We start from the raw sequence: 19,390 nt of genomic DNA on the forward strand, positions 1-19,390 counted from the left end.
CACAAAAGCTTAGAACGCTACACGGATCTTGGAAGAAACCGCAAAGTTCCAGGAGGAGTCGTATTCGTAGTCGGTGTTAACTTCTGAAGGTGTACCACTTGTTGTTCTGGTGATGTCGTATGAGCCTTCACCAGCTGTTTTGTAAATCGCCTTACCACCAAGAGTGAACTTGAGGTTCTCAGTAAGGTCATATGAACCACCGAGACCTACTGCATAGTAATCGGAATAAGGGCCACCAATACCTTTGTCCCAGGTCAGATTACCACCAACACTCAACTTATCTGTAAGTTGGTGACCAACACCAGCCTCAATAATCCAGCCGTCTTTATAGTTCAAAGAACGAACCAGATTGGATGGAGCTCTTGGATCAGCACTATCCAAGTTCACAGCAAGTTCGTTCAGGACACTCCAGTCGGTCCATTTAACACCGAGAGACACAAGCCAGCCTGGTGCCACACCAGTCTGAATTTTCGCTTCAATGGATTGCGGGAGCGTTGCGCTAGCAGCTGCATCAGCATTGACCGGCCCACCGGCTGCTGCCGGAAGAGAAACAACAAAATCGCCATTGAGATCCAAATCTATCTCGGACTCATAGGACACTAATGCGCGAAGAGCAATCTCTGGCACTTCAAATGCCGCACCCAAACGGAAACCATACTCACGTTCAGTTTCAACGTTCACAGCAACACCTGCTGCACCAAATGGCGGAGGCGTTGAAGGTGGGACGATCAGCGTGTTAGATAGCTGTTCATAATCAACAGTCACGGAACGAACACCGCCGAAAACGCGAACAAATTTACCCTCAGAAACTTCGTGCTTGTAGCTCAACATCGCATCAATACCGAGAGCATCAGCATTAGTTTCACCGATAGCGTATTGACCACTCCAATCAAAGCCCGGCTGCTCGCTAATCACATATGGCTGATTGATGCGTGCGAAAAGATCAAGATTATCGGTAAGCCCAAACTTTACAGAACCAGAGTTAAACCAAACATTTGGCGCAATATCATCAGCGCTATCATCACCTGGGTTTGCAGCAATACCCACAATTGGCGAACCATTCACTGTTGTATTTGCATTTTTGAAATCAACATTACGATTGGCTAATGTCGACTGAACCTCAAACGCGAAACGCTCTTTCGCAAACAACAGATCGTAATCTGCAATACCTTCGCTCGACCAGCCGCCAGCAAATGCAGCAGCAGGAATCATGGATACCGCGCAGCCCAGAACGGTTGTCTGAGCCAATGTCTTGAGAACACGCATGCCCTCTCCCCCTTATGTTTCCCCGTACACAGTGTTTAAAACACTGATTTTAGGTTCATTCAGTTAGGAGCACTTGCTTAAGATACGGAAATTGCAACGCGTTTCACCCCAATGCGATAATCGCGCAATCCGCACTTAACGAGCATCAACGTGCCTCGCGCCAGTGCAATCCCACCAATTTGCAGAGCAAACTGATATAGTTCTGACTGCATGCATAACGCATCGGGAGAAATAATCACCCCTCCCATAGTATAAATACTACGCCATTTCGCTTGGGTAAGCTTTTCTAGACTTTAATATAACCTAAGGTAAATTAGAATGTTATATTTACTAGTCTCAAACACAGGCCAGTTAATCGTAAAGAGAGACCAAGCATTAGACGATAGTCAAACTTACCTATACGTAAATTACTTAAGAGTTTTGGGATAGGTTTTCCAACAATCCAACATGCTCATTTCTCCACAAAACTGTTGCACAAACAGCACAAATTGAGCTGCATCTTGCACAAATCACGCACAATAAGGGATTCCCCTCAAATCGCAGTATGAGCACCTAAAACAAAAAAGCCGGAGACAATGCCTCCGGCTTTGTATTTGAGTTTTTTGAACTTACTTAGAACGCTATGCGCAACTTTGTATTCAGCGCATAATTCCAAGAAGAGTCATATTCATATTCGTTGGTTGCACCTGACGCGAGATTGTTCGCATCACCAGCGCCAGACGTTTTGTAAATCGCCGCACCACCCACAATGACTTTAACCTTGTCATTCAGAGCATAAGAACCACCAAGACCAAATGCGTAAGTGTCAGAATAGCTTCCACCAACACCTCTGTCCCACTGAACGGAGCTTCCCAAACTCAACTTGTCATTAAGTTTATGGCCAACACCAGCCTTAACAGTCCAGCCGTCCTTAAAGTTCAGCACGCGATTTGTTGTTTTACTTCCGCTAGCATTCGTAACAACAAGGCGATCAATAACGGACCAGTCCATCCATTTAACACCAAACGTTGCTAACCACCCTGGCGCAATACCTGATTGAACATTTAACTCGACAGACTGAGGCAACGTTAGAGAGGAATAAGCTTCTCCTGGGATCGTGGTAGTACCTCCCCCGGCACCGGGCAAAAGAGGAACACTATTAACATAAGAGTCTCCCTCTAAATCCATCGAGATTTCAGAATCATAGACTAAGCTTGCTCTTAAAGCGTAAGCAGGGATCTCATAGGCGACACCTGCACGCCAGCCCCATGCCATACCTTTCGACTTGAGCTCAGCTCCAGATACATAGTCAGCTGAGGTATCAATATTATGCAATCCATCCAAAGGCCCTCCAGCGACAGCTCCAGCAAGAACAGCGCCATAAACCATACCATCTGATTGGTAGGTCAGATCCAAAGCCTTTACACCTGCGATGGCGCGAACGGAACGCCCTTCTCCCATTTGAAATTTATAGGAACAGGTCGCATCAAGCCCTAAAGTGTTTGCGTTAGTCTCAAACCCTGCATATCGACCAGCCCACGCAGGATCCATCTCTTCTGTAATGCGAAACGGATTGTAGGCACGTCCAAGACAATCAAAGTTCTCCAAGACAGTTGCTTTAACACCAATTTGGTAGTTCCAAATATTAGGTGTGACTCTTTGAGTTGATGAGTTGGCAGGAAGAACCGAACCTACCGGGATACCGGTTTGCGCAGATGCGCTCTTCACCTTGTAATCAACATTCCGGTCCAAATAAGTCGTACCACCTTCAACCACGAACTTTTCTGGCGCAAACAGCAGGTCAAGGGACCCAACTCCCATCGTATCCCACGCACCCGCAAAGGCGGCACTTGATCCGGCCAGCACAAAGCAGCCTGCTGCAAGGCCTCGGCCTGCATTCTTCAAAACCCGCATTCTCTTCCCCCATACTCGTGAGCTTCCGGTAATTCCCCAAAACCGGTCTCACTCCTGAAGGGATGCGAAGATATGTCGTGAAAGAAGAGCTCACCTCATGGAGGTGACGCTATGTTTAAAACATTATTTGAGCATAGATTACGACTATACTTCCCCCACAAGCACGAAAATCCCAACATCACTTCATAATAACTGCGTATATTTACCAAGTGGTATATTATCCGTACATTTAGCGTGGTCAATACCATCTATCTGTAGTTTTGAGTATTTTTCTTCTGAAGGTAACTTTATGTCAGCTGCATAATTGAGCAAACTATGACTTACTCATGGAGACGACATCTCGGGTCAGATTGTAAAAATCTCATTCAATTCCAAAGCTTACGTATAGGTAACAGCGCAAAAGCGCGACCTTTTAGGAAAGGAAGAGCTCATGAATGCCCCCTTGAGATTTCAGCGACCAGAAAATGTATATTTTTTCAGAGGAATAGCTGCGCACCAGAATAGTTGATGCCCAACTCTCCGAAATTTCAGAGAGCTCTGCCTGACTGATTCACAGGCAGGTCGGCTAAATCAGCTTAACGCGGGCATATCTTCCTTGAAGCAGGGGGATAAAATCATATCGCAAAGGGATGCCGAACTTACCGGCGCAGACACACCTGAAAGACCTGCTGCGCGATTTCACGCACATCCGCATCATTCGGTCTTGTCAGCAAGTCCTCCCACATGCCTCGCTCTTTTATTTCAGAGGAGGTACACCGACACGCCTGCTCACACTGCCTGGCATCCACGGTCTGACTGCACGCCATCACGCAAGATTGCTGAAAGCTTCTGACCTGAACATCGCCACTGGTACCAATCACCCCAGCAGTCACGCCAGCCCAAACGATCCCGAACAGGACTGGCTGGTGCAGAAGGTAGGTCGCAAGGGAATGTCGACCGAACCATGCAAAACAACGCGAAATAACGCTCGGAAACGCAGAACCGCGCAAAAACCGCAAAAGATTATAGCGATGCAGGATATCCCCGCACCCGACACCCAAAAGCACTGGCCCAAACCAAGGAATAAGCGGCACATAATCAACGGAAACTTCAGGCAAGGAGTTGAGCCCAAGCCAGAAAAACTGCCGGTATGGCAGCACATAATCCCCGAGCCAATGGTAGAGAAGGATCACCCCTGCTCCACATAGCAACGCAAACACGTAATGAACACGCAAAAACGGCAGGGCAAGTAGGCTCGACACCACGATGGAATGTAAAATTCCAAACCGAACCCATTGATCCTGAAAGATAAAATAAGTCGCAACAGAAACCGCAATTGCAGCAATTGCGACCTTGACCTCCCGGCGCCAGAAACTCTCCCAGCGAATACCACTTTTATGCGCCAGCACCAGACTGAACCCAACCAGAAACAGAAAACTGCCCGCAATCAATTGCGCAAACAACCGCCACCCCGCAGAGCCGGACACATCCCAGTCAACAACTCCAAACCATGAAAGATCCCAGGAGAAGTGGTAGATTGCCATTGTCAGGAGTGCGAGGCCGCGGGCGACATCCGCGAGGATAAGTCTTCCAGTCAATGGGTTTTGCTGCACTTTATTCCCCTATCCGGAACATGTTCGCACGGTTCACACCGCTACAAACGCGATCAATTTTTTCAATCTACATAAACCAACTCACCAACACAGAAAATCTCTCTGGTCCCTAAAACGAGGGAAACCCTGTATAATTAGCGGAGTAAAATAGCCAATAGGCTCCAGAATGTCTTGTAACAACAAAAGCTTGGCTCATCGCAATGGTCGCATTTACGATCTCCTCCTGTTCATCATCGCCATTTTGATTGTGTCTGTCGCCTTCATCCTGCGCCCTCATCAGGTGGAAATTAAAAGAACATCTCAATGCGGAGAAGCCTCCTGGTATGCCCTCACGTCTCAAACGGCGAGCGGGGAAATGATGGATCCGGCCAAGCTCACAGCAGCTCACCTAACACTGCCAATGGGCACAAGAGTTCTTGTAACCAATTTGTCAAACGGCAAATCTCTGACAGTACGGATAAATGATCGCGGCCCATATGCTCAAAACCGCTTGATTGATCTTTCCAAAGCAGCAGCCTCGGAACTGGGCTTTATTCAAAGCGGCGTAACACACGTGCGCATTTCAGTTGCCAATGAATTTAAGAAATATCTGAATGGGCATAATTGTAAAAAATAACACCATACTTATTGTAGAAAGCAAAAATACATATCTGAATAGATTTTTAGGACAATTCATCTAGACATAAAGCAATCAAAACCAACAGCAATTAATAGTGCAGAGTTCGATTGCTATGACATTACATCAAAAAGCAAGTGCATTTATTCTAGCAACAACCCTAATATTATCTTCACCTGACTTATTGCTAAGTTCAGCACAGGCGAATGTTCCGCTCAAGGTTCCCGCTGGCAATCGCCTTCAAAGCCAGCCAACCATCCCCAGCGCATCCGCAACACGCACCAAAGCCTTTAATCGAACCTATGAAAAAAAGTTCCAGCGCATTCTCAAAGTGCTTAAACGAGAAGGTCGCCTGATCAAGAACATCAAGAAGGTCGCCAGTCTGTACAACATAGACCCGGTCCACATCCTGGGTGCGATCGTTGGAGAGCATACCTACAATTATGATAGCCTCGACAGCGCTCAGGGCTATTACATGAAGGCTCTGCAATACGCGCGAATTCCCATTTCTTTCCAACATGATGGCGAGAAAGTCTGGAGTTTTGTAAAGCGCCCGCAATTCAACACATGCCGCCGCCAGGAAACCAGCAACAGCCGCTGGAGATGCTACGAACTCATTTGGAACACAAGGTTCATGGGCAAAACTATCGGCTCGGTTCGCTACCCGCGAGAGCCCTTTCACAGGGCCTTTTTCAGACCAATGTTCGCAGGCCAAAGCTTCGGTTTAGGCCAAATAACGCCGCTCACAGCCCTAAAGATGAATGACATGGTCAGCAGCATCAGCGGCCTACCAAAACTCAGCTCAAAAGATGCCTCTGGCCTTTATAAAACGGTGATGGACCCAAACAAATCAATCCACTACACCGCAGCAGTGCTAAGAGACGCCATCAACGCCTACAAGAAGGTCGCTAACGTCGATATTTCCGAAAACCCTGGCATCACATCGACCCTGTATAATCTCGGAAACCCTTGGGAACGCGCCATTTCCTATAGGAACAAGCGCAGAATAACACCAGCACATTTGCCGCGAGAAAATTACTACGGCTGGCTCATCAACGAGCGCATCGACGAACTCCAGGCAATCCTTAGATAAAAAAAAGGGGAGCTCAAACTCCCCTTCACGCTCTCAGATAGACATCGGCTATTTCAGATATGGATTGTTCAGCCTTTCGTGGCCAAGCGAAGAAGCCGGTCCATGCCCCGGCAGGAACGTAATGTCATCTCCCAGCGGCAAAAGCTTTTCCTTGATTGAGGCGATAAGCGTATCATGATCACCACCAGGAAGATCAGTTCGCCCAATCGACCCTGCAAACAACACATCACCCGAAATCGCCAGTTTCAGATCCTTGTTGTAAAACACAACATGCCCCGGCGCATGGCCTGGACAGTGTAGAACCTGAAATTCAGCACCCGCAGCAGTGACCACATCACCTTCAACAAGCCATTGATCTGGCTCTACTTTTCTGACCGTATCCAAACCAAATTGCTTGGCCTGATCTTCAACACGATCAATCAGTGGGCGATCATCTTCATGAGGGCCAATCACTTTAACATCCAGCGTCTCTGCCAGTTCAGCAGCACCGCCGATATGGTCGATATGCCCATGAGTGATGAGGATATGCTCTACAGTCACATCCAGCTCTTTAAGCGCAGCAAGAATGTGATCCACATCCCCGCCCGGATCAACAACAACGGCTTTGCGCGTATTCTTGTTCCACACGATGCTACAGTTCTGCTGGAAGGCAGTGACCGGAACAACAGTTATCTGAATTCCCGTCAGATCTGCTTTATTGCTGGCATCACTCATAAGTGCTTCATCTCCAAATTCCGAATTCTTCGCACCATACAGTAATCAGATATGCCGGGCTACTCTCAGCCTCTTTTGAAACCAGCTAATATTTTGGTTTTCAAATACAACCTCAAAACCAAGTCCAAACTAATACCATTTAAAATTGCAGTCACAGTCAAACATGCAAATATCATTTGTCTTCGCAAAAATATTCGATCTTTTAGATGTAAACAATAGGGTTTTATCCTCCCATTTCTGGATACACCCCCAATTTCATAGGGTTTTACCTCCGCCTTCCCTAGGAAAAGCTTGCCCTATTACCAAACTGAACCCTATTATATGCCGCGCATACGTAAAGACTGCCTATGTTGAACTGGCCACTATTATTACCCGGCCAAGCAATTAGGAAGTGTTTGCGATGCAAGGCAGGTAGGAGCTCTTAACCAAAGCCCCACTAAGACATTTGATTATTACTTTGTGTGTTTTCGGACGGGCAATTGGCTTTGAGAAAGCGAGTACATGCGGATACTGGCAGGTTTAAATCCGCAGGAAAGGCGATATTGTAATGCATAATGGGAATTCGGGTCGTCGTCCACGCAGCAAGCGAGGCGGCAAGCGCGAATTTGGGGATTCGCAGAATTTCGGCCCGGAGTTTGGGGCACCAGCATATTTTCCAGGAGATTCCGAGCGCGGCGCCTACGCGCCTCCTGTGGTGGAAAATGAACGCAGAGGTCCCTACGGTAACCGCAGTCCGGGAGGATACGGCGGAGACCGGAACAACGACTATCGCGCGAGCGGGCAAGGCGACAATGACCGTGGCGGCGGGTATGGCAACCGTGGTGGCGGCGCCGGAGGCGGTGGCTTCCGGGACGGACCAAACGGTGGTGGAGGCGGAAGACGCAGCTACCCACCAGTTGAACGGGGACCTCGCCAGTCTGGCACTGTCAAGTTCTTCAAGCTGGATAAGGGCTTCGGCTTCATCACACCAGATGATGGCGAAAGCGATGTATTCGTCCATATCTCAGCTGTTGAGCGCTCCGGTCTGACGACGCTTGATAGCGGGCAGCGGATTTCCTTTGAGACTGAACCTGATCGCCGGGGCAAAGGTCCAAAGGCAGTTGAACTGCGACTGGAAGACGGGACTGCAGCTTCATCTGAAACAGCTGAAGCTCAACCAGAGATGCGCGACGACTTTGACAGCATGGGCCAGGACTAACCATTCTGGACTTGCACTGTTAATTTACTAAAGGCAGCACTTTGCTGCCTTTAGTTTTGCGCTCACGAGAATGCTTTGCGCCTTGTGTCCCTGCCCACCATCAGACTATAAGGCCGACAACAAACCTATTAACAAGAGCGCCTCTAGAGAACTCCACCCTGGCAGCAGCGCGCGATAAAGGCCAACAGGCGCCCACCATGAACTATCGGCACATTTACCACGCAGGCAACATTGGCGATGTACTCAAACATATCGTCCTCGCCAACATCTTGAAGTACCTCCAGAAAAAAGATGGAGCCTACAGAGTACTGGACACGCATGCCGGAGTTGGCCTGTATGATCTGACCTCTGAAGAGGCCCAGAAAACCGGAGAGTGGCAGCAAGGCGTCGGCAAAGTGCTGGAAAATCTTGGCGATGCGCCAGGTCCTGTGAAAGAAGTTCTCGCTCCCTGGCTAGAGACAGTCGAGACTCTCAACCCGGGTGGCGGCGTAAAATTTTACCCCGGCTCCCCTGAAATTGCCTGTATGCTCGCCAGAAAACAGGACCGTCTAACACTCACAGAACTTCATCCAGAAGATTTTGAAGAGCTGAAGAACAATTACGGCGGGGACAAAAAGGTCAAGGTGATTGCACTGGATGCCTGGCTCGCATTGGGTAGCTTCCTCCCCCCAAAAGAAAGACGCGGTGTCGTCCTGATCGATCCGGCCTTCGAAGTGGAAGATGAATTCGCACGCGTTGCAGATGGTGTTATCCGCGGTTGGAAGAGATGGCCAACGGGAACGTTTGCCATTTGGTATCCGGTCAAAAACTTCAGTGCAGTTCGACAACTCATTGCTACGCTTGACGAAGCTGGCGTCCGCAATACGGTGAAGATCGAATTGTCGGCAGGTAAAGTCAGCAAGGACGCACCAATGAAGGCCAGCGGGATGATGGTCATCAATCCTCCTTGGACACTCACAAAAGACATGAACACCGCTCTGCCATGGCTCTGCAAAACGCTGACGCAAGGCATCAACCCGTCATGGAACGTGGAACAGGCTATTCCTGAGTAACCCCTCAGAACCTTTGATTGACCCAAAACAGCAAATCACTGATTGCTAGAAGCGCAGGGCCAAAGCTCATGCGCTTCTAGTATCTCGTCGCGCCTCACAAAGAGGCTGGTGCATAAACGCTTCCTGCAGGCAGCTGTCCGCTGCTTCAGACCAGCCAGCCTTTCCGTGGAGAGTGTTAATGCGCGCGAGATCAATCCTAACCCTATTGACTGCAACTGTACTGAGTGTTGCCACCGGAACGACGTTTGCTGCTGATCTGGTTCCTCCAGGGAGCTATGACACAACCATCCCGCAGATAGACGAAGAGGATTTCATCGATCCTAATGAGAAAGTCTATTTCGGTTGGTCCGGCGACTATCTGCCAGCCTGTGACTCAGGCAAGGCGCAAAGAGCCGTCGCACGGCAAATCGCACGTGCTGTTCCAAGTTATTATGACGGATTAGAGATCAAGCTTATCGAAGAAATTCGCGAGTCTGATTTCACAATCAGGCGCCCAAGTCCAGTGGGTCGCCGCTATTGTAATGGCGTAGCAACGCTGACCGACGACACCCGCCACCGCATCTATTACGCACTGGTGCAGTATGATGGCTTCCTCGGCCTTTCATGGGGTGTCAGAGCTTGCCTTGATGGCCTCGACAAATTCAGGGTCTATGACGGTGAATGCCGGACAGTTCGACCAGAGCAGGAAATCATCCCTCGCTAACGCAGCACCTTGCTACATCATGCCTCGTAGGACTGATCGCACTTGAGACTTATATTAGATCTCAGCACAGTCCTACGGGTTCACAACTGATGAAATACTATCTCGCCTACGCCAGTCATGATGGCCAGACTAAAAAAATAATTGGCAAGATCTCAGAGTTCCTTGAAAAGAACGGAGAAAAGATCGTCTTCCTCCCTCTTGTAACAGGGATGGAACAGCTCCCACCTGATCTGAAGAACAATCGAATTCTCATTGGAGCCCCTATCCGCTATGGCTTCCACTTACGCGCGGTTCGCCAGTTTATCAGCCGCAATTTGGCCGAGTTGAATCAGACATATACAGCTTTCTTTTCAGTCAACCTTACGGCCAGAAAGCCGGAGAAGAGCACCACTCAAACCAACGCATACCTCAGGAAATACTTAGAGAAATCGAAGTTTGAGCCAAAGAAGGCCGCCGTCTTCGCAGGTGCTCTCAACTACCCTGACTACAAGCCGTGGGATCGAGTGATGATCCAGCTCATCATGAAGATGACCAATGGTCCGACAGACCCTAAACTCACTGTCGAATTTACAGATTGGATTGCTGTCGAGCATTTTGCGAAGGAGCTCACCCAGTAACCGCAAGCTCTGACACAATCAAATCGAAGTCCCTTGCATTATTGGAAGAAACACGGATATCGTGCAGACCACTCAATTCTCCTAGAGCGTATCACCGAATGCACCTTCGGGTTTCGGATAATGATGCGCGTTGTAACATGATCTAGTGTTTTACAGGTGGCTGCCATGCAAACTCTCCGTTCCTCCAGCGCTTCTCCATTTGGTCGCAAAATCAAGCTCGCACTGTACGTGCTAGGCTTCGCAGACAAAGTAAATGTTGAAGTCGCACAGACACTCGATCCCAATGACACGCTCCGCCAGCAAAACCCACTCGGCAAAATCCCGTGTCTTGTCCTTGAAGACGGCAACGTACTCTACGACAGCCGCGTCATCACTGAATATCTGGACTATACGGCTGGCGGCGAAAAGCTGTTTCCAGCAGGGGCTGAACGATTTGAAATTCTGACCAAACAAGCCCTTGCAGATGGTATCTGCGATGCGGCAATCCAGATCGTTTATGAAAGCCGTATGCGCCCGGAAGAAAAGAAACATCAGGACTGGGTAGACTACCAGCAGGCCAAAGTTGATCGCGCACTGACAGCCTTCGAAAACAACCCTCTGCCAAAGGTCCAGCATAATTCTCCGGATGCAGCTCAGATAGCCCTGGCCTGCGCTCTTGGATACCTTGATCTTCGTTTCGCAGGTGAATGGCGTAAATCCTATCCAACACTCGTTGCATGGCTGGATGACTTCGCTTCTAGCGTACCTTCATTCGACAAAACCAAAGCTGAGCCGGGAGCTTAGGCAGAATGGTCATACTCCGCACGTCACCAACCTCCCCCTATGGACGCAAAGCGCGTATCGCCGCTGCTGTTCTGGGGCTTCAGGAACAGGTGAAAGTCGATTGGGCTGACACAAGAGCATCCGAAGGCTCTTTGTACGAGCAAAACCCGCTTGCAAAAGTCCCAACACTTCTGCTGGAAAACGGCGATATCGTCTACGACAGCCGCGTCGCATTGGAACTGCTCGACACTCTGGCTGGCGGGGGCAAAATCATCCCGGCAGACGACACCCGCATCTCAGTCCTGACAAAACAAGCAATGGCAGATGGCATCACTGATGCCGCCATTCAGGCTCAGATTGAAACAAGGAACCACCCGGCAGAGCACTGGAACCGGACCTGGATCGACCGTCAGCAAGGAAAAGTTGATCGCACATTGAAAGCCTTCAATGACCATCCTTTGCCAACTCCAACCGAAACCAACGGCATTCCGGACTGTGCCCAGATCGCACTTGCTTGCTCATTAGGTTATCTCGACTTACGCGCAAATGGGGATTGGCGGCAGAACAACCCGAAACTGGTTCACTGGCATGATGCTTTTGTTGCTCAGGTTCCCGCCTACAACGAAACGCAGGCACCAGAAATGCTTGAGAGAAGCTAAAAACGAAAAAGGCGCATGCCGGAAGCATGCGCCTTTAAAGCAGAAAATCAGTTCAATTAGAACTTCATGGAAACGCCTGCGCGTACCAGATTTTCATCAATCTTAGTTTTCTCAGTGTTGCCACCGAAGTCAAACTTCTGATCGCCGAAATCCTGATACAGGTATTCAAGGCGAGCAGTCAGAGTGTCGGTTACTGCGTGTTCAACACCAGCACCTACAACGTAACCAATAGCGGTTTTCTCATCTTTGCCAGAAGCGGATTTTGCAGTCAGGTCTTTGAATGCAGCACCACCTGTACCGTATACAAGCGTACGGTCGAGAGCGTAACCTGCACGAGCGCGAACGGTTGCATTCCAGTCGGACTGCAGCTCTACGCCAGCGCTTTTCTCTTCAAGGTCGTTGTACTGAATGTCAGCTTCAGCACCCAGGACAACACTTGGAGCAACCATGAAGTTGTAACCGGCATGAACGCCCGCAGTTACACCATTCTGGTCGTCATCCAATGCACCGGATGCACCGCTTTTGCCATCAGCGCCGAGGAATCCCCAACCAGCGTTGGCACCAATGTAAGCACCGGACCAGTCATACGCAGAAAAGGTCGCTGGTGTTTCATAAGAAATTTCTGGCTGACTTGGCTGTACTGGCTGAGGGAGGTCAGCAGCAAGGGAAGTGCCGGCCATCAGACCGAAAGCAATAGCGGTACAAGACGCAATACGCAGCATGTATCATTCTCCAACAAATTATAAACGGAGCGCATGAAACGCATCCGCTGGGGGAAGGCGACCAAATGAGACCGCCCCGGGATGGAGAAAGGTATGATTTGACTTTGTGGCTGGATCTGACACGAATTCTGGTTAATTCAAGGCAAACTACAGAAAGAATATGGCACCTTTGACAACCTATTGTTTACGCTAGGTAATGCATACTATTTGAGTGGCCTTTTTACTATACACAAGCTGTGATCAATTCTACCGACTGAAATTTTTGCAGAGATCTGGTGTCAAAAGTGATCTGAGACACTTCAAGAACGCGCCAAACCTGTCTATATACCCGGTCAGACTCCTGTATGCCCCCTTTGGTGTAGCAAATAACCTTACATAATTGGAATTTCAGCCTATGCTTTTCTCATATGCTGCCCTCCTCGGAGGTCTCGCACTATTGATTTTTGCCGGTGACCTGCTTGTACGCGGCGCGGTGTCAATTGCTCAGGCTCTGGGAATTCCAACTCTCATCATCGGTTTGACCATCGTCGCCTTTGGTACCTCAGCACCAGAACTCTTTATCTCTCTGAAAGCTGCGCTCGACGGTGTCAGCGGCGTTGCAATCGGTAACGTTGTCGGCTCCAACATCGCAAACGTGCTGCTTGTTCTTGGCGTACCTGCCCTGATCGCAACAACACCATGCGATGAGAATGGAGCTCACAGAAACGCTCTATTCATGCTGGTGGTCTCCGTCATCTTCGCAGCACTCTGCTTCATGGGCACGCTCACCCACTATGCAGGTATCGGCCTTCTTGTTCTGCTTCTAATCTTTCTGGGAGATTCAGTACGCGCAACCAAGAAGCATAAGAAAGAGAACGGCTCCTGCTGTGTAACGGCTTCTGATGGAGACGAAGAAGACGATCTTGACGTCGATTCCGTTCCAGAAAACAAAGCAATTGCTGCAGTCTTTCTCGTTCTCGGCCTGATCGGCCTGCCACTTGGGGCACAACTGACCATCTCTGGCGCAACTGATGTGGCATCATCCTGGGGCGTGTCCGATGCTGTCATCGGCCTGACTGTCGTTGCACTTGGCACATCACTGCCAGAGCTTGCAACAACCGTTATGGCAGCCATCCGTCAGCACTCTGCAGTCGCGCTCGGCAATGTCATTGGCTCCAATGTCTTTAATCTGCTGGCGATCATGGGCATCACGGTTACAATCATCCCAATCCCGATCCCAGAACAGATCCTCGTCTTCGACATCTGGGTCATGCTAGCCTGTGCTGTACTGCTGTATATCTTTGCCGCCAAGCGTCTGTGCCTGGGCAAAGCATGGGGCATATTCCTTAGCGTTGCCTATGTCGCTTACATCTACGGCGTATTTGCTCTGGATTTCGTCTAGGACACACAACTAAAACACTTCTGAGAGACCGCACCTGCCGTTGAATCGGATAAGGTGCGTTTCCATATTTTATTTCAGCATACACCGAGAGTAATTGGATCATGGCTAAAGACACATCTGACATGCCTGCTCAAGCAGAAGACAATGTCGATGTGCCCCAAAGCAATCCAGACATCCAGTTTGAAAGCAACGCCGCCCCGCGCAAACCTGGCGTAAAGGGTGTTGAAGTCATTGCAGACTTCGTAAAACGCTTGCCCCTTGGCCCCGGCGTCTACCGCATGTTTGATGAGGACGGCGAAGTCCTCTATGTGGGCAAAGCTCGGTCACTGAAGAAGCGCGTCACAAGTTACACTCGGCTTCAGGGCCAGTCCAACCGCATCATGCGGATGATCATGGCAACTGCTGCGATGGAGTTCGTTGAAACCCGCACAGAACCAGAAGCCTTGCTGCTGGAAGCAAACCTCATCAAGCGTTTGCGCCCTCGCTTCAATGTTCTCCTGCGTGACGACAAGTCCTTTCCATACATCCTGATCAGTGCCGACCATGAAGCCCCTGCCCTGATCAAACACCGCGGTGCTCGGGCCCGCAAAGGCGATTACTTCGGACCATTTGCATCCGCTGGCGCTGTCAATGACACCATCAACGCCATGCAAAAGGCGTTTCTCATCCGCAACTGCTCCGACAGCTACTATTCCAATCGCTCACGCCCTTGCCTGCTTTACCAAATCAAGCGTTGTGCAGCCCCCTGCACTGGTGAGATCTCCATTGAGGACTACAAAGGACTTGTCGCTGAAGCAAAATCCTTCCTCTCAGGCAAAAGCCAGCTCATCAAACAAGACCTGGCGGTCGCTATGGAAAAAGCTTCAGATAACCTCGACTTTGAACAGGCGGCTGTCTATCGCGACCGCATTTCTGCACTGTCCCATGTCCAGAGCCATCAGGGCATCAATCCGCAGAGTATTGAAGAAGCAGATGTTTTCGCCACCTATCAGGAAGGCGGCCAGACATGCGTACAAGTCTTCTTCTTTCGCACAGGACAAAACTGGGGCAACCGCGCATACTTCCCTAAAGCGGATAAAAGCTACGAACCCTCGGAAATTCTGGAGAGCTTCCTCTCCCAGTTCTACGAGGATAAACCACCACCACGAATGGTCTTGCTCTCTCATGAATTGGAAGAGCAAGAACTACTGGCAGAAGCCCTCTCTGCAAGGGCCAATCGCAAGGTCGAAGTTGCAATACCAAAGCGCGGCGAAAAACGCGAATTGGTGGAGCATGCGCTCACCAATGCCAAGGGCGCTCTTGGCCGTAGGCTTGCTGAGACATCCAGCCAGCTGAAGCTCTTGAAGGGTGTTGCAGAAGCCTTTGACCTGGACCGTACACCACGTCGCATCGATGTTTTCGATAACTCCCACATCTCAGGCACCAATGCTGTTGGCGGAATGATTGTTGCGGGCTCAGATGGTTTTGCAAAAGGCCAGTACAGAAAGTTCAACATCAAGTCGGAAGACCTGATCCCGGGCGACGACTACGGAATGATGCGAGAAGTGCTCTCACGCCGTTTCGCCCGCCTGATGAAGGAGAACCCGGAAGGTTACGAGCAAGCTGCCCGTTTCACTGCACAATCAAAAACTGAGCAAAAAGCCGGTGAAGAAGAGCAGGATGTTGCACCATCCAATGCTGACATCCCTGCATGGCCTGATTTGGTGCTCATCGATGGCGGTAAAGGTCAGCTCAGCGCCGTCCGCGAAACACTCGAAGAGATGGGCATCACGGACATCCCATTGGTCGGCATCGCAAAAGGTCCTGATCGCGATGCAGGACGCGAGAAGTTCTTCGTCACAGGCAAACAAAGTTTCATGTTACCTGAACGTGATCCGGTCCTGTACTTTGTGCAACGCATGCGAGATGAGGCACACCGGTTCGCGATCGGCTCCCATAGAGCCCGCCGCAAGAAGGCAATCGTCGCAAATCCACTGGATGAAATTGCAGGTATTGGTCCGACAAGAAAGCGCGTTCTACTTCGTCACTTCGGCACTGCAAAAGCAGTTTCAAAAGCTGGCATCGAAGATCTGCGAGCTGTTTCAGGAATCTCCGAAAGCATTGCAAAACTGATCTACAACCACTTCCACGAATAATCACGGGATAACGCATTGTTTTCACAAATAGAAAACGACTATACGCTATTCTCATCGAAACTTAGCAACCAAAGGTGAGAGCAGTGCGTTCAGACAGGGTATTATCAAAGAAAAAACCCAATACCCCGATCTTGCTTCATCTGGTGCGCGCAGGAACACTTGCGGTCACCTTCTTGCTCCTCGCCTCTTTATTCGCTCCCGGAAACCTGTTGAGCGAGGCGGTAGCTTTCTTCATCCCTCAGCTTATCGCAGTAGGTTTTGTCGGTCTCCTTCTCTGGCTCGTACTGGCCAGAAAGCTGCACTGGCTCCATTTACTCTGTCTCTTAGGATTGATCATCTCTAGCTTCTGGATGGTCACCAGCATCCGTCTCGTCACTCAACCTGTCGCAATTCTGGATAACCACCCCAAAAGCAAGACGTTCAACGTCATGAGCCTCAATCTCCTGCATATGCAGTTCGAGAAGGAGGCCTTGCAAGAGCTGATTGAAAAACGTCAACCAGACCTGATTGTGTTCCAGGAAACCGCAAGCGCAACTCCCCGTCTGAAAACATTCCTTACAGAGAATTATCAATACGCTATCCTGCCCCCAGCAAAGCGCGACACTGATCTCACAGTCTTCAGCAAATTTCCGCTAAAGAACTCAAAACGAGTCCATATACCTGGCCTTGGGCAAAACGGGTACATCCCGCGCGAGTTCCTGAGCGCAAATGTCGATATCAACGGCACCCTGATCCAGCTCTATGCAATCCACCCGGCAAGTCCACGCAGTCAACGTCGCCTGGACGGACGGACGACCTACATGAATTTCGTGTCAAATTACATCCGGGAACAGCGGACAGATTCACCCATTATGGTTTTAGGGGACTGGAACACCCCTGTCTGGTCAGATACCTTTCAGAAACTGCTTTCAGATTTGAAGCTGAAAACAACGTTCACCAGCCTCATTCCGCAGACAACTCGATATTTTATCAATCCATTTCTTGGAAAAGTGTTGGGATCAAAAGTCGATCACATCACCTCTTCTGAAGAAATTATAATCAAAGACCTCATAATTGACGAAGATGTCGGCTCAGACCATTTTCCAATCTTCGCGACACTTCACATATTACCCTAAAGTAAGCATATAATAACTTTATAGGGATCGGTCCGGAGGGAAATTTGGAATGCCACGAGAATTGCTTATATCCTTCGATGCAGACCAAACCCTCTTTGATTTTCAACGAATTCTGGACGAAGCCCTCATCACCACTGCAAGTTTTTTAAGCCATTACTCCGACAAACCCATCACGCCCAAACGCCTCAAAAAAATACATAAATCCCTCGTTGAAGACGCAGACCCCAACAATATTCGCTATCTGGAAATTCGAAGAGCTTCATTTGAACAAGCTCTTAATCCACTGAGTAATGCTAAGGAGTTGTCTGAGCAGGCGCTGGAGATTTTCAAAAAAGTCCGCTTCGGGGACCCTTACTTTTACCCTCATGTCAAAGAAACGCTCGCGACGCTGAAGCGAAACTACAAGACAGCACTCATCACCAACGGCAACTCCTGCCCCAAAAGCGCAGGCATCGCCCACCTCTTCGATTTCGTGGTGATGGCAGAAGAGTACCCATACAAAAAACCGGATCCCCGTCTCTTTGATGCCATGCTTTCAATGGCTGGTATGAGCCCCGACAAACTCATTCACGTTGGCGACTCTTTGGAACACGACATCGCAGGCGCAAACAATATCGGCGCCACTTCTGTCTGGTTTAACCCTCTGCAGCATGCCAATCGATCCCCTGTTCTGCCGGATCATTCCATAGCCTGCATGCGTGAATTACCAAGTTTGGTCGCTGGATACGCCTCACGCTAAAAGTTTGCCGTGGAACCTTGTGAGTAACCTCCCAGGGTTCTGGCCTCTCTCACGAATCCATGTATGAAGACCTAATCAGATTGAACGCGATGAGGCGCGCCGCGCCACGAAGGGCCAATGGCAAAACTATATTTCAATTTCTCCGCAATGAATGCTGGTAAATCCACTCTGCTGCTGCAGGCCTCCTATAACTATCAGGAGCGCGGTATGCGCAGTTTGCTGTTCACAGCAGCCCTCGACAATCGCACCAAGGTCGGAGAAATTTCATCGCGTATAGGTTTGAAATCAGACGCCCTCATCTACGACACAAAGCTTGATCTGTTCGCTTGTATTGAGGAACAACTCAAAGAGCACCAGTTCAACGCGGTCTTCATCGATGAAGCACAATTCCTGACAGAAGAACAGGTCTGGCAGCTGGCCCATGTTGCGGACCATCTTCGTATTCCTGTAATGGCTTACGGTTTGAGAACTGACTTTCAGGGCAAGATGTTTCCAGGCAGCGCTGCACTCCTCGCCATTGCAGATATCCTCCGCGAAGTGAGAACCATCTGCTGGTGCGGATCCAAAGCAACAATGGTGGCCCGCGTGGACGAAAGCGGAAACATTGTCGAAGAAGGCGATCAGGTTGTCATTGGCGGTGAGGAATCCTACATCTCACTTTGCAGAAAACACTGGTCCATGCGCAAACTTGGAGAACCTAACGGTGAAAACAAGGATGCACTCGCCGACATGATGTGCGAACCTGTAGACCAATAAAACTACGTTTAGTCTGGGAGAATAAACATGGGCTTTTTCTCAAATCTGTTTGGCGGCAACAAAGATGAAAAATCAACGCCAGCTGCAAAGGCAGAAGAATTTGAAGGCTACCTGATTTACTCTGAACCTTCTCGCCGTGGTGGACAGTGGCAAACTGCGGGTCGCATCACCAAGCAATTTGATGAAGAGACCAAAGAGCATACCTTTATCCGCGCAGACACACATGGCTCTGAGGATGAAGCAAAAGAGTTCTCTTCACGCAAGGCAAAGCAGATCATTAAGGAAATGGGTGACGGGATGTTTACATAATCCCGTATACTCCCCCGAAGTCCTGCACAAATAAGCGTGCTACAATTGACAGGACGCACTTGGATGTG

20 protein-coding genes are annotated in these 19,390 nt (G+C 49.5%); 14 read left to right on the top strand and 6 right to left on the bottom strand.

Features of this window, described 5'->3' with window-relative positions:
• Positions 1-9 precede the first annotated feature (9 nt).
• The 4 genes from PsAD46_RS24290 to PsAD46_RS24300 all read right to left on the bottom strand — a co-directional run bounded on the left by PsAD46_RS24290 (position 10) and on the right by PsAD46_RS24300 (position 4,736).
• Entirely contained in the window at positions 10-1,266 is a 1,257-nt protein-coding gene (locus PsAD46_RS24290; protein ID WP_063293962.1) for an outer membrane protein transport protein, read from the bottom strand.
• 77 nt (positions 1,267-1,343) lie between these two features.
• Positions 1,344-1,478 carry a hypothetical protein gene (locus PsAD46_RS28780; protein WP_275078140.1) on the bottom strand — a complete coding sequence of 45 codons (135 nt, stop codon included), beginning with the start codon at positions 1,476-1,478 and terminating at the stop codon, positions 1,344-1,346.
• Positions 1,479-1,878: 400 nt separating this feature from the next.
• Positions 1,879-3,159 carry an outer membrane protein transport protein gene (locus PsAD46_RS24295; protein WP_063293963.1) on the bottom strand — a complete coding sequence of 427 codons (1,281 nt, stop codon included), beginning with the start codon at positions 3,157-3,159 and terminating at the stop codon, positions 1,879-1,881.
• A 638-nt stretch (positions 3,160-3,797) separates the two neighbouring features.
• The gene (locus PsAD46_RS24300; protein WP_208982013.1) at positions 3,798-4,736 is read right to left on the bottom strand and encodes a heparan-alpha-glucosaminide N-acetyltransferase; all 939 of its coding nucleotides are present in this window, start codon (positions 4,734-4,736) and stop codon (positions 3,798-3,800) included.
• A 259-nt stretch (positions 4,737-4,995) separates the two neighbouring features.
• Here PsAD46_RS24300 and PsAD46_RS24305 point away from each other — a divergent pair, with 259 nt between their 5' ends.
• Together PsAD46_RS24305 and PsAD46_RS24310 are read left to right on the top strand one after the other, a co-directional pair.
• Positions 4,996-5,367: a septal ring lytic transglycosylase RlpA family protein gene (locus PsAD46_RS24305; RefSeq protein ID WP_244272115.1), complete on the top strand. Its 372-nt coding sequence runs from the start codon at positions 4,996-4,998 to the stop codon at positions 5,365-5,367.
• A 115-nt stretch (positions 5,368-5,482) separates the two neighbouring features.
• A complete protein-coding gene (locus PsAD46_RS24310; RefSeq protein ID WP_063308046.1) occupies positions 5,483-6,460 on the top strand; it encodes a DUF1402 family protein in 978 nt (325 codons plus the stop codon).
• Positions 6,461-6,508: 48 nt separating this feature from the next.
• Here PsAD46_RS24310 and PsAD46_RS24315 read toward each other — a convergent pair whose 3' ends face one another.
• The gene (locus PsAD46_RS24315; RefSeq protein WP_057461148.1) at positions 6,509-7,174 is read right to left on the bottom strand and encodes an MBL fold metallo-hydrolase; all 666 of its coding nucleotides are present in this window, start codon (positions 7,172-7,174) and stop codon (positions 6,509-6,511) included.
• A gap of 547 nt (positions 7,175-7,721) precedes the next feature.
• Here PsAD46_RS24315 and PsAD46_RS28785 point away from each other — a divergent pair.
• The 6 genes from PsAD46_RS28785 to PsAD46_RS24345 all read left to right on the top strand — a co-directional run bounded on the left by PsAD46_RS28785 (position 7,722) and on the right by PsAD46_RS24345 (position 12,165).
• Positions 7,722-8,372 carry a cold-shock protein gene (locus tag PsAD46_RS28785; RefSeq protein ID WP_063308047.1) on the top strand — a complete coding sequence of 217 codons (651 nt, stop codon included), beginning with the start codon at positions 7,722-7,724 and terminating at the stop codon, positions 8,370-8,372.
• Between the two features lie 197 nt (positions 8,373-8,569).
• Positions 8,570-9,424: a 23S rRNA (adenine(2030)-N(6))-methyltransferase RlmJ gene (rlmJ, locus tag PsAD46_RS24325; protein ID WP_063308048.1), complete on the top strand. Its 855-nt coding sequence runs from the start codon at positions 8,570-8,572 to the stop codon at positions 9,422-9,424.
• 178 nt (positions 9,425-9,602) lie between these two features.
• Positions 9,603-10,127 (top strand): hypothetical protein, encoded by a 525-nt coding sequence (locus PsAD46_RS28480; protein ID WP_208980535.1) that lies wholly within the window; start codon positions 9,603-9,605, stop codon positions 10,125-10,127.
• An 89-nt stretch (positions 10,128-10,216) separates the two neighbouring features.
• A complete protein-coding gene (hemG, locus tag PsAD46_RS24335) occupies positions 10,217-10,744 on the top strand; it encodes a menaquinone-dependent protoporphyrinogen IX dehydrogenase (RefSeq protein ID WP_063308049.1) in 528 nt (175 codons plus the stop codon).
• A 165-nt stretch (positions 10,745-10,909) separates the two neighbouring features.
• Positions 10,910-11,527 carry a glutathione S-transferase family protein gene (locus PsAD46_RS24340; RefSeq protein WP_063308050.1) on the top strand — a complete coding sequence of 206 codons (618 nt, stop codon included), beginning with the start codon at positions 10,910-10,912 and terminating at the stop codon, positions 11,525-11,527.
• Positions 11,528-11,532: 5 nt separating this feature from the next.
• Positions 11,533-12,165, top strand: a complete 633-nt coding sequence (locus tag PsAD46_RS24345; protein WP_063293968.1) for a glutathione S-transferase family protein — start codon at positions 11,533-11,535, stop codon at positions 12,163-12,165.
• Between the two features lie 56 nt (positions 12,166-12,221).
• On the opposite strand, the gene PsAD46_RS24350 is transcribed toward PsAD46_RS24345, so the two are convergent.
• A complete protein-coding gene (locus PsAD46_RS24350) occupies positions 12,222-12,887 on the bottom strand; it encodes an outer membrane protein (RefSeq protein ID WP_057461154.1) in 666 nt (221 codons plus the stop codon).
• Between the two features lie 394 nt (positions 12,888-13,281).
• Between PsAD46_RS24350 and PsAD46_RS24355 the strand changes: the two genes are divergently transcribed.
• From PsAD46_RS24355 to PsAD46_RS24380, 6 genes are all read left to right on the top strand, one after another.
• Complete coding sequence (locus tag PsAD46_RS24355) at positions 13,282-14,268, top strand: calcium/sodium antiporter (protein ID WP_063293969.1); 987 nt, start codon at positions 13,282-13,284, stop codon at positions 14,266-14,268.
• A gap of 122 nt (positions 14,269-14,390) precedes the next feature.
• Positions 14,391-16,403, top strand: a complete 2,013-nt coding sequence (uvrC, locus tag PsAD46_RS24360) for an excinuclease ABC subunit UvrC (protein ID WP_244272116.1) — start codon at positions 14,391-14,393, stop codon at positions 16,401-16,403.
• An 83-nt stretch (positions 16,404-16,486) separates the two neighbouring features.
• Complete coding sequence (locus PsAD46_RS24365; protein ID WP_084404527.1) at positions 16,487-17,518, top strand: endonuclease/exonuclease/phosphatase family protein; 1,032 nt, start codon at positions 16,487-16,489, stop codon at positions 17,516-17,518.
• 49 nt (positions 17,519-17,567) lie between these two features.
• Positions 17,568-18,257 (top strand): HAD family hydrolase, encoded by a 690-nt coding sequence (locus tag PsAD46_RS24370; RefSeq protein WP_063293972.1) that lies wholly within the window; start codon positions 17,568-17,570, stop codon positions 18,255-18,257.
• 117 nt (positions 18,258-18,374) lie between these two features.
• Positions 18,375-19,013: a thymidine kinase gene (locus PsAD46_RS24375; RefSeq protein ID WP_057463577.1), complete on the top strand. Its 639-nt coding sequence runs from the start codon at positions 18,375-18,377 to the stop codon at positions 19,011-19,013.
• A 27-nt stretch (positions 19,014-19,040) separates the two neighbouring features.
• Positions 19,041-19,322: an HlyU family transcriptional regulator gene (locus PsAD46_RS24380; protein ID WP_057463578.1), complete on the top strand. Its 282-nt coding sequence runs from the start codon at positions 19,041-19,043 to the stop codon at positions 19,320-19,322.
• The last annotated feature ends 68 nt before the right edge of the window (positions 19,323-19,390 follow it).

Origin of the sequence: Pseudovibrio sp. Ad46, assembly GCF_001623065.1 — a bacterium.
Taxonomy (GTDB): domain Bacteria; phylum Pseudomonadota; class Alphaproteobacteria; order Rhizobiales; family Stappiaceae; genus Pseudovibrio.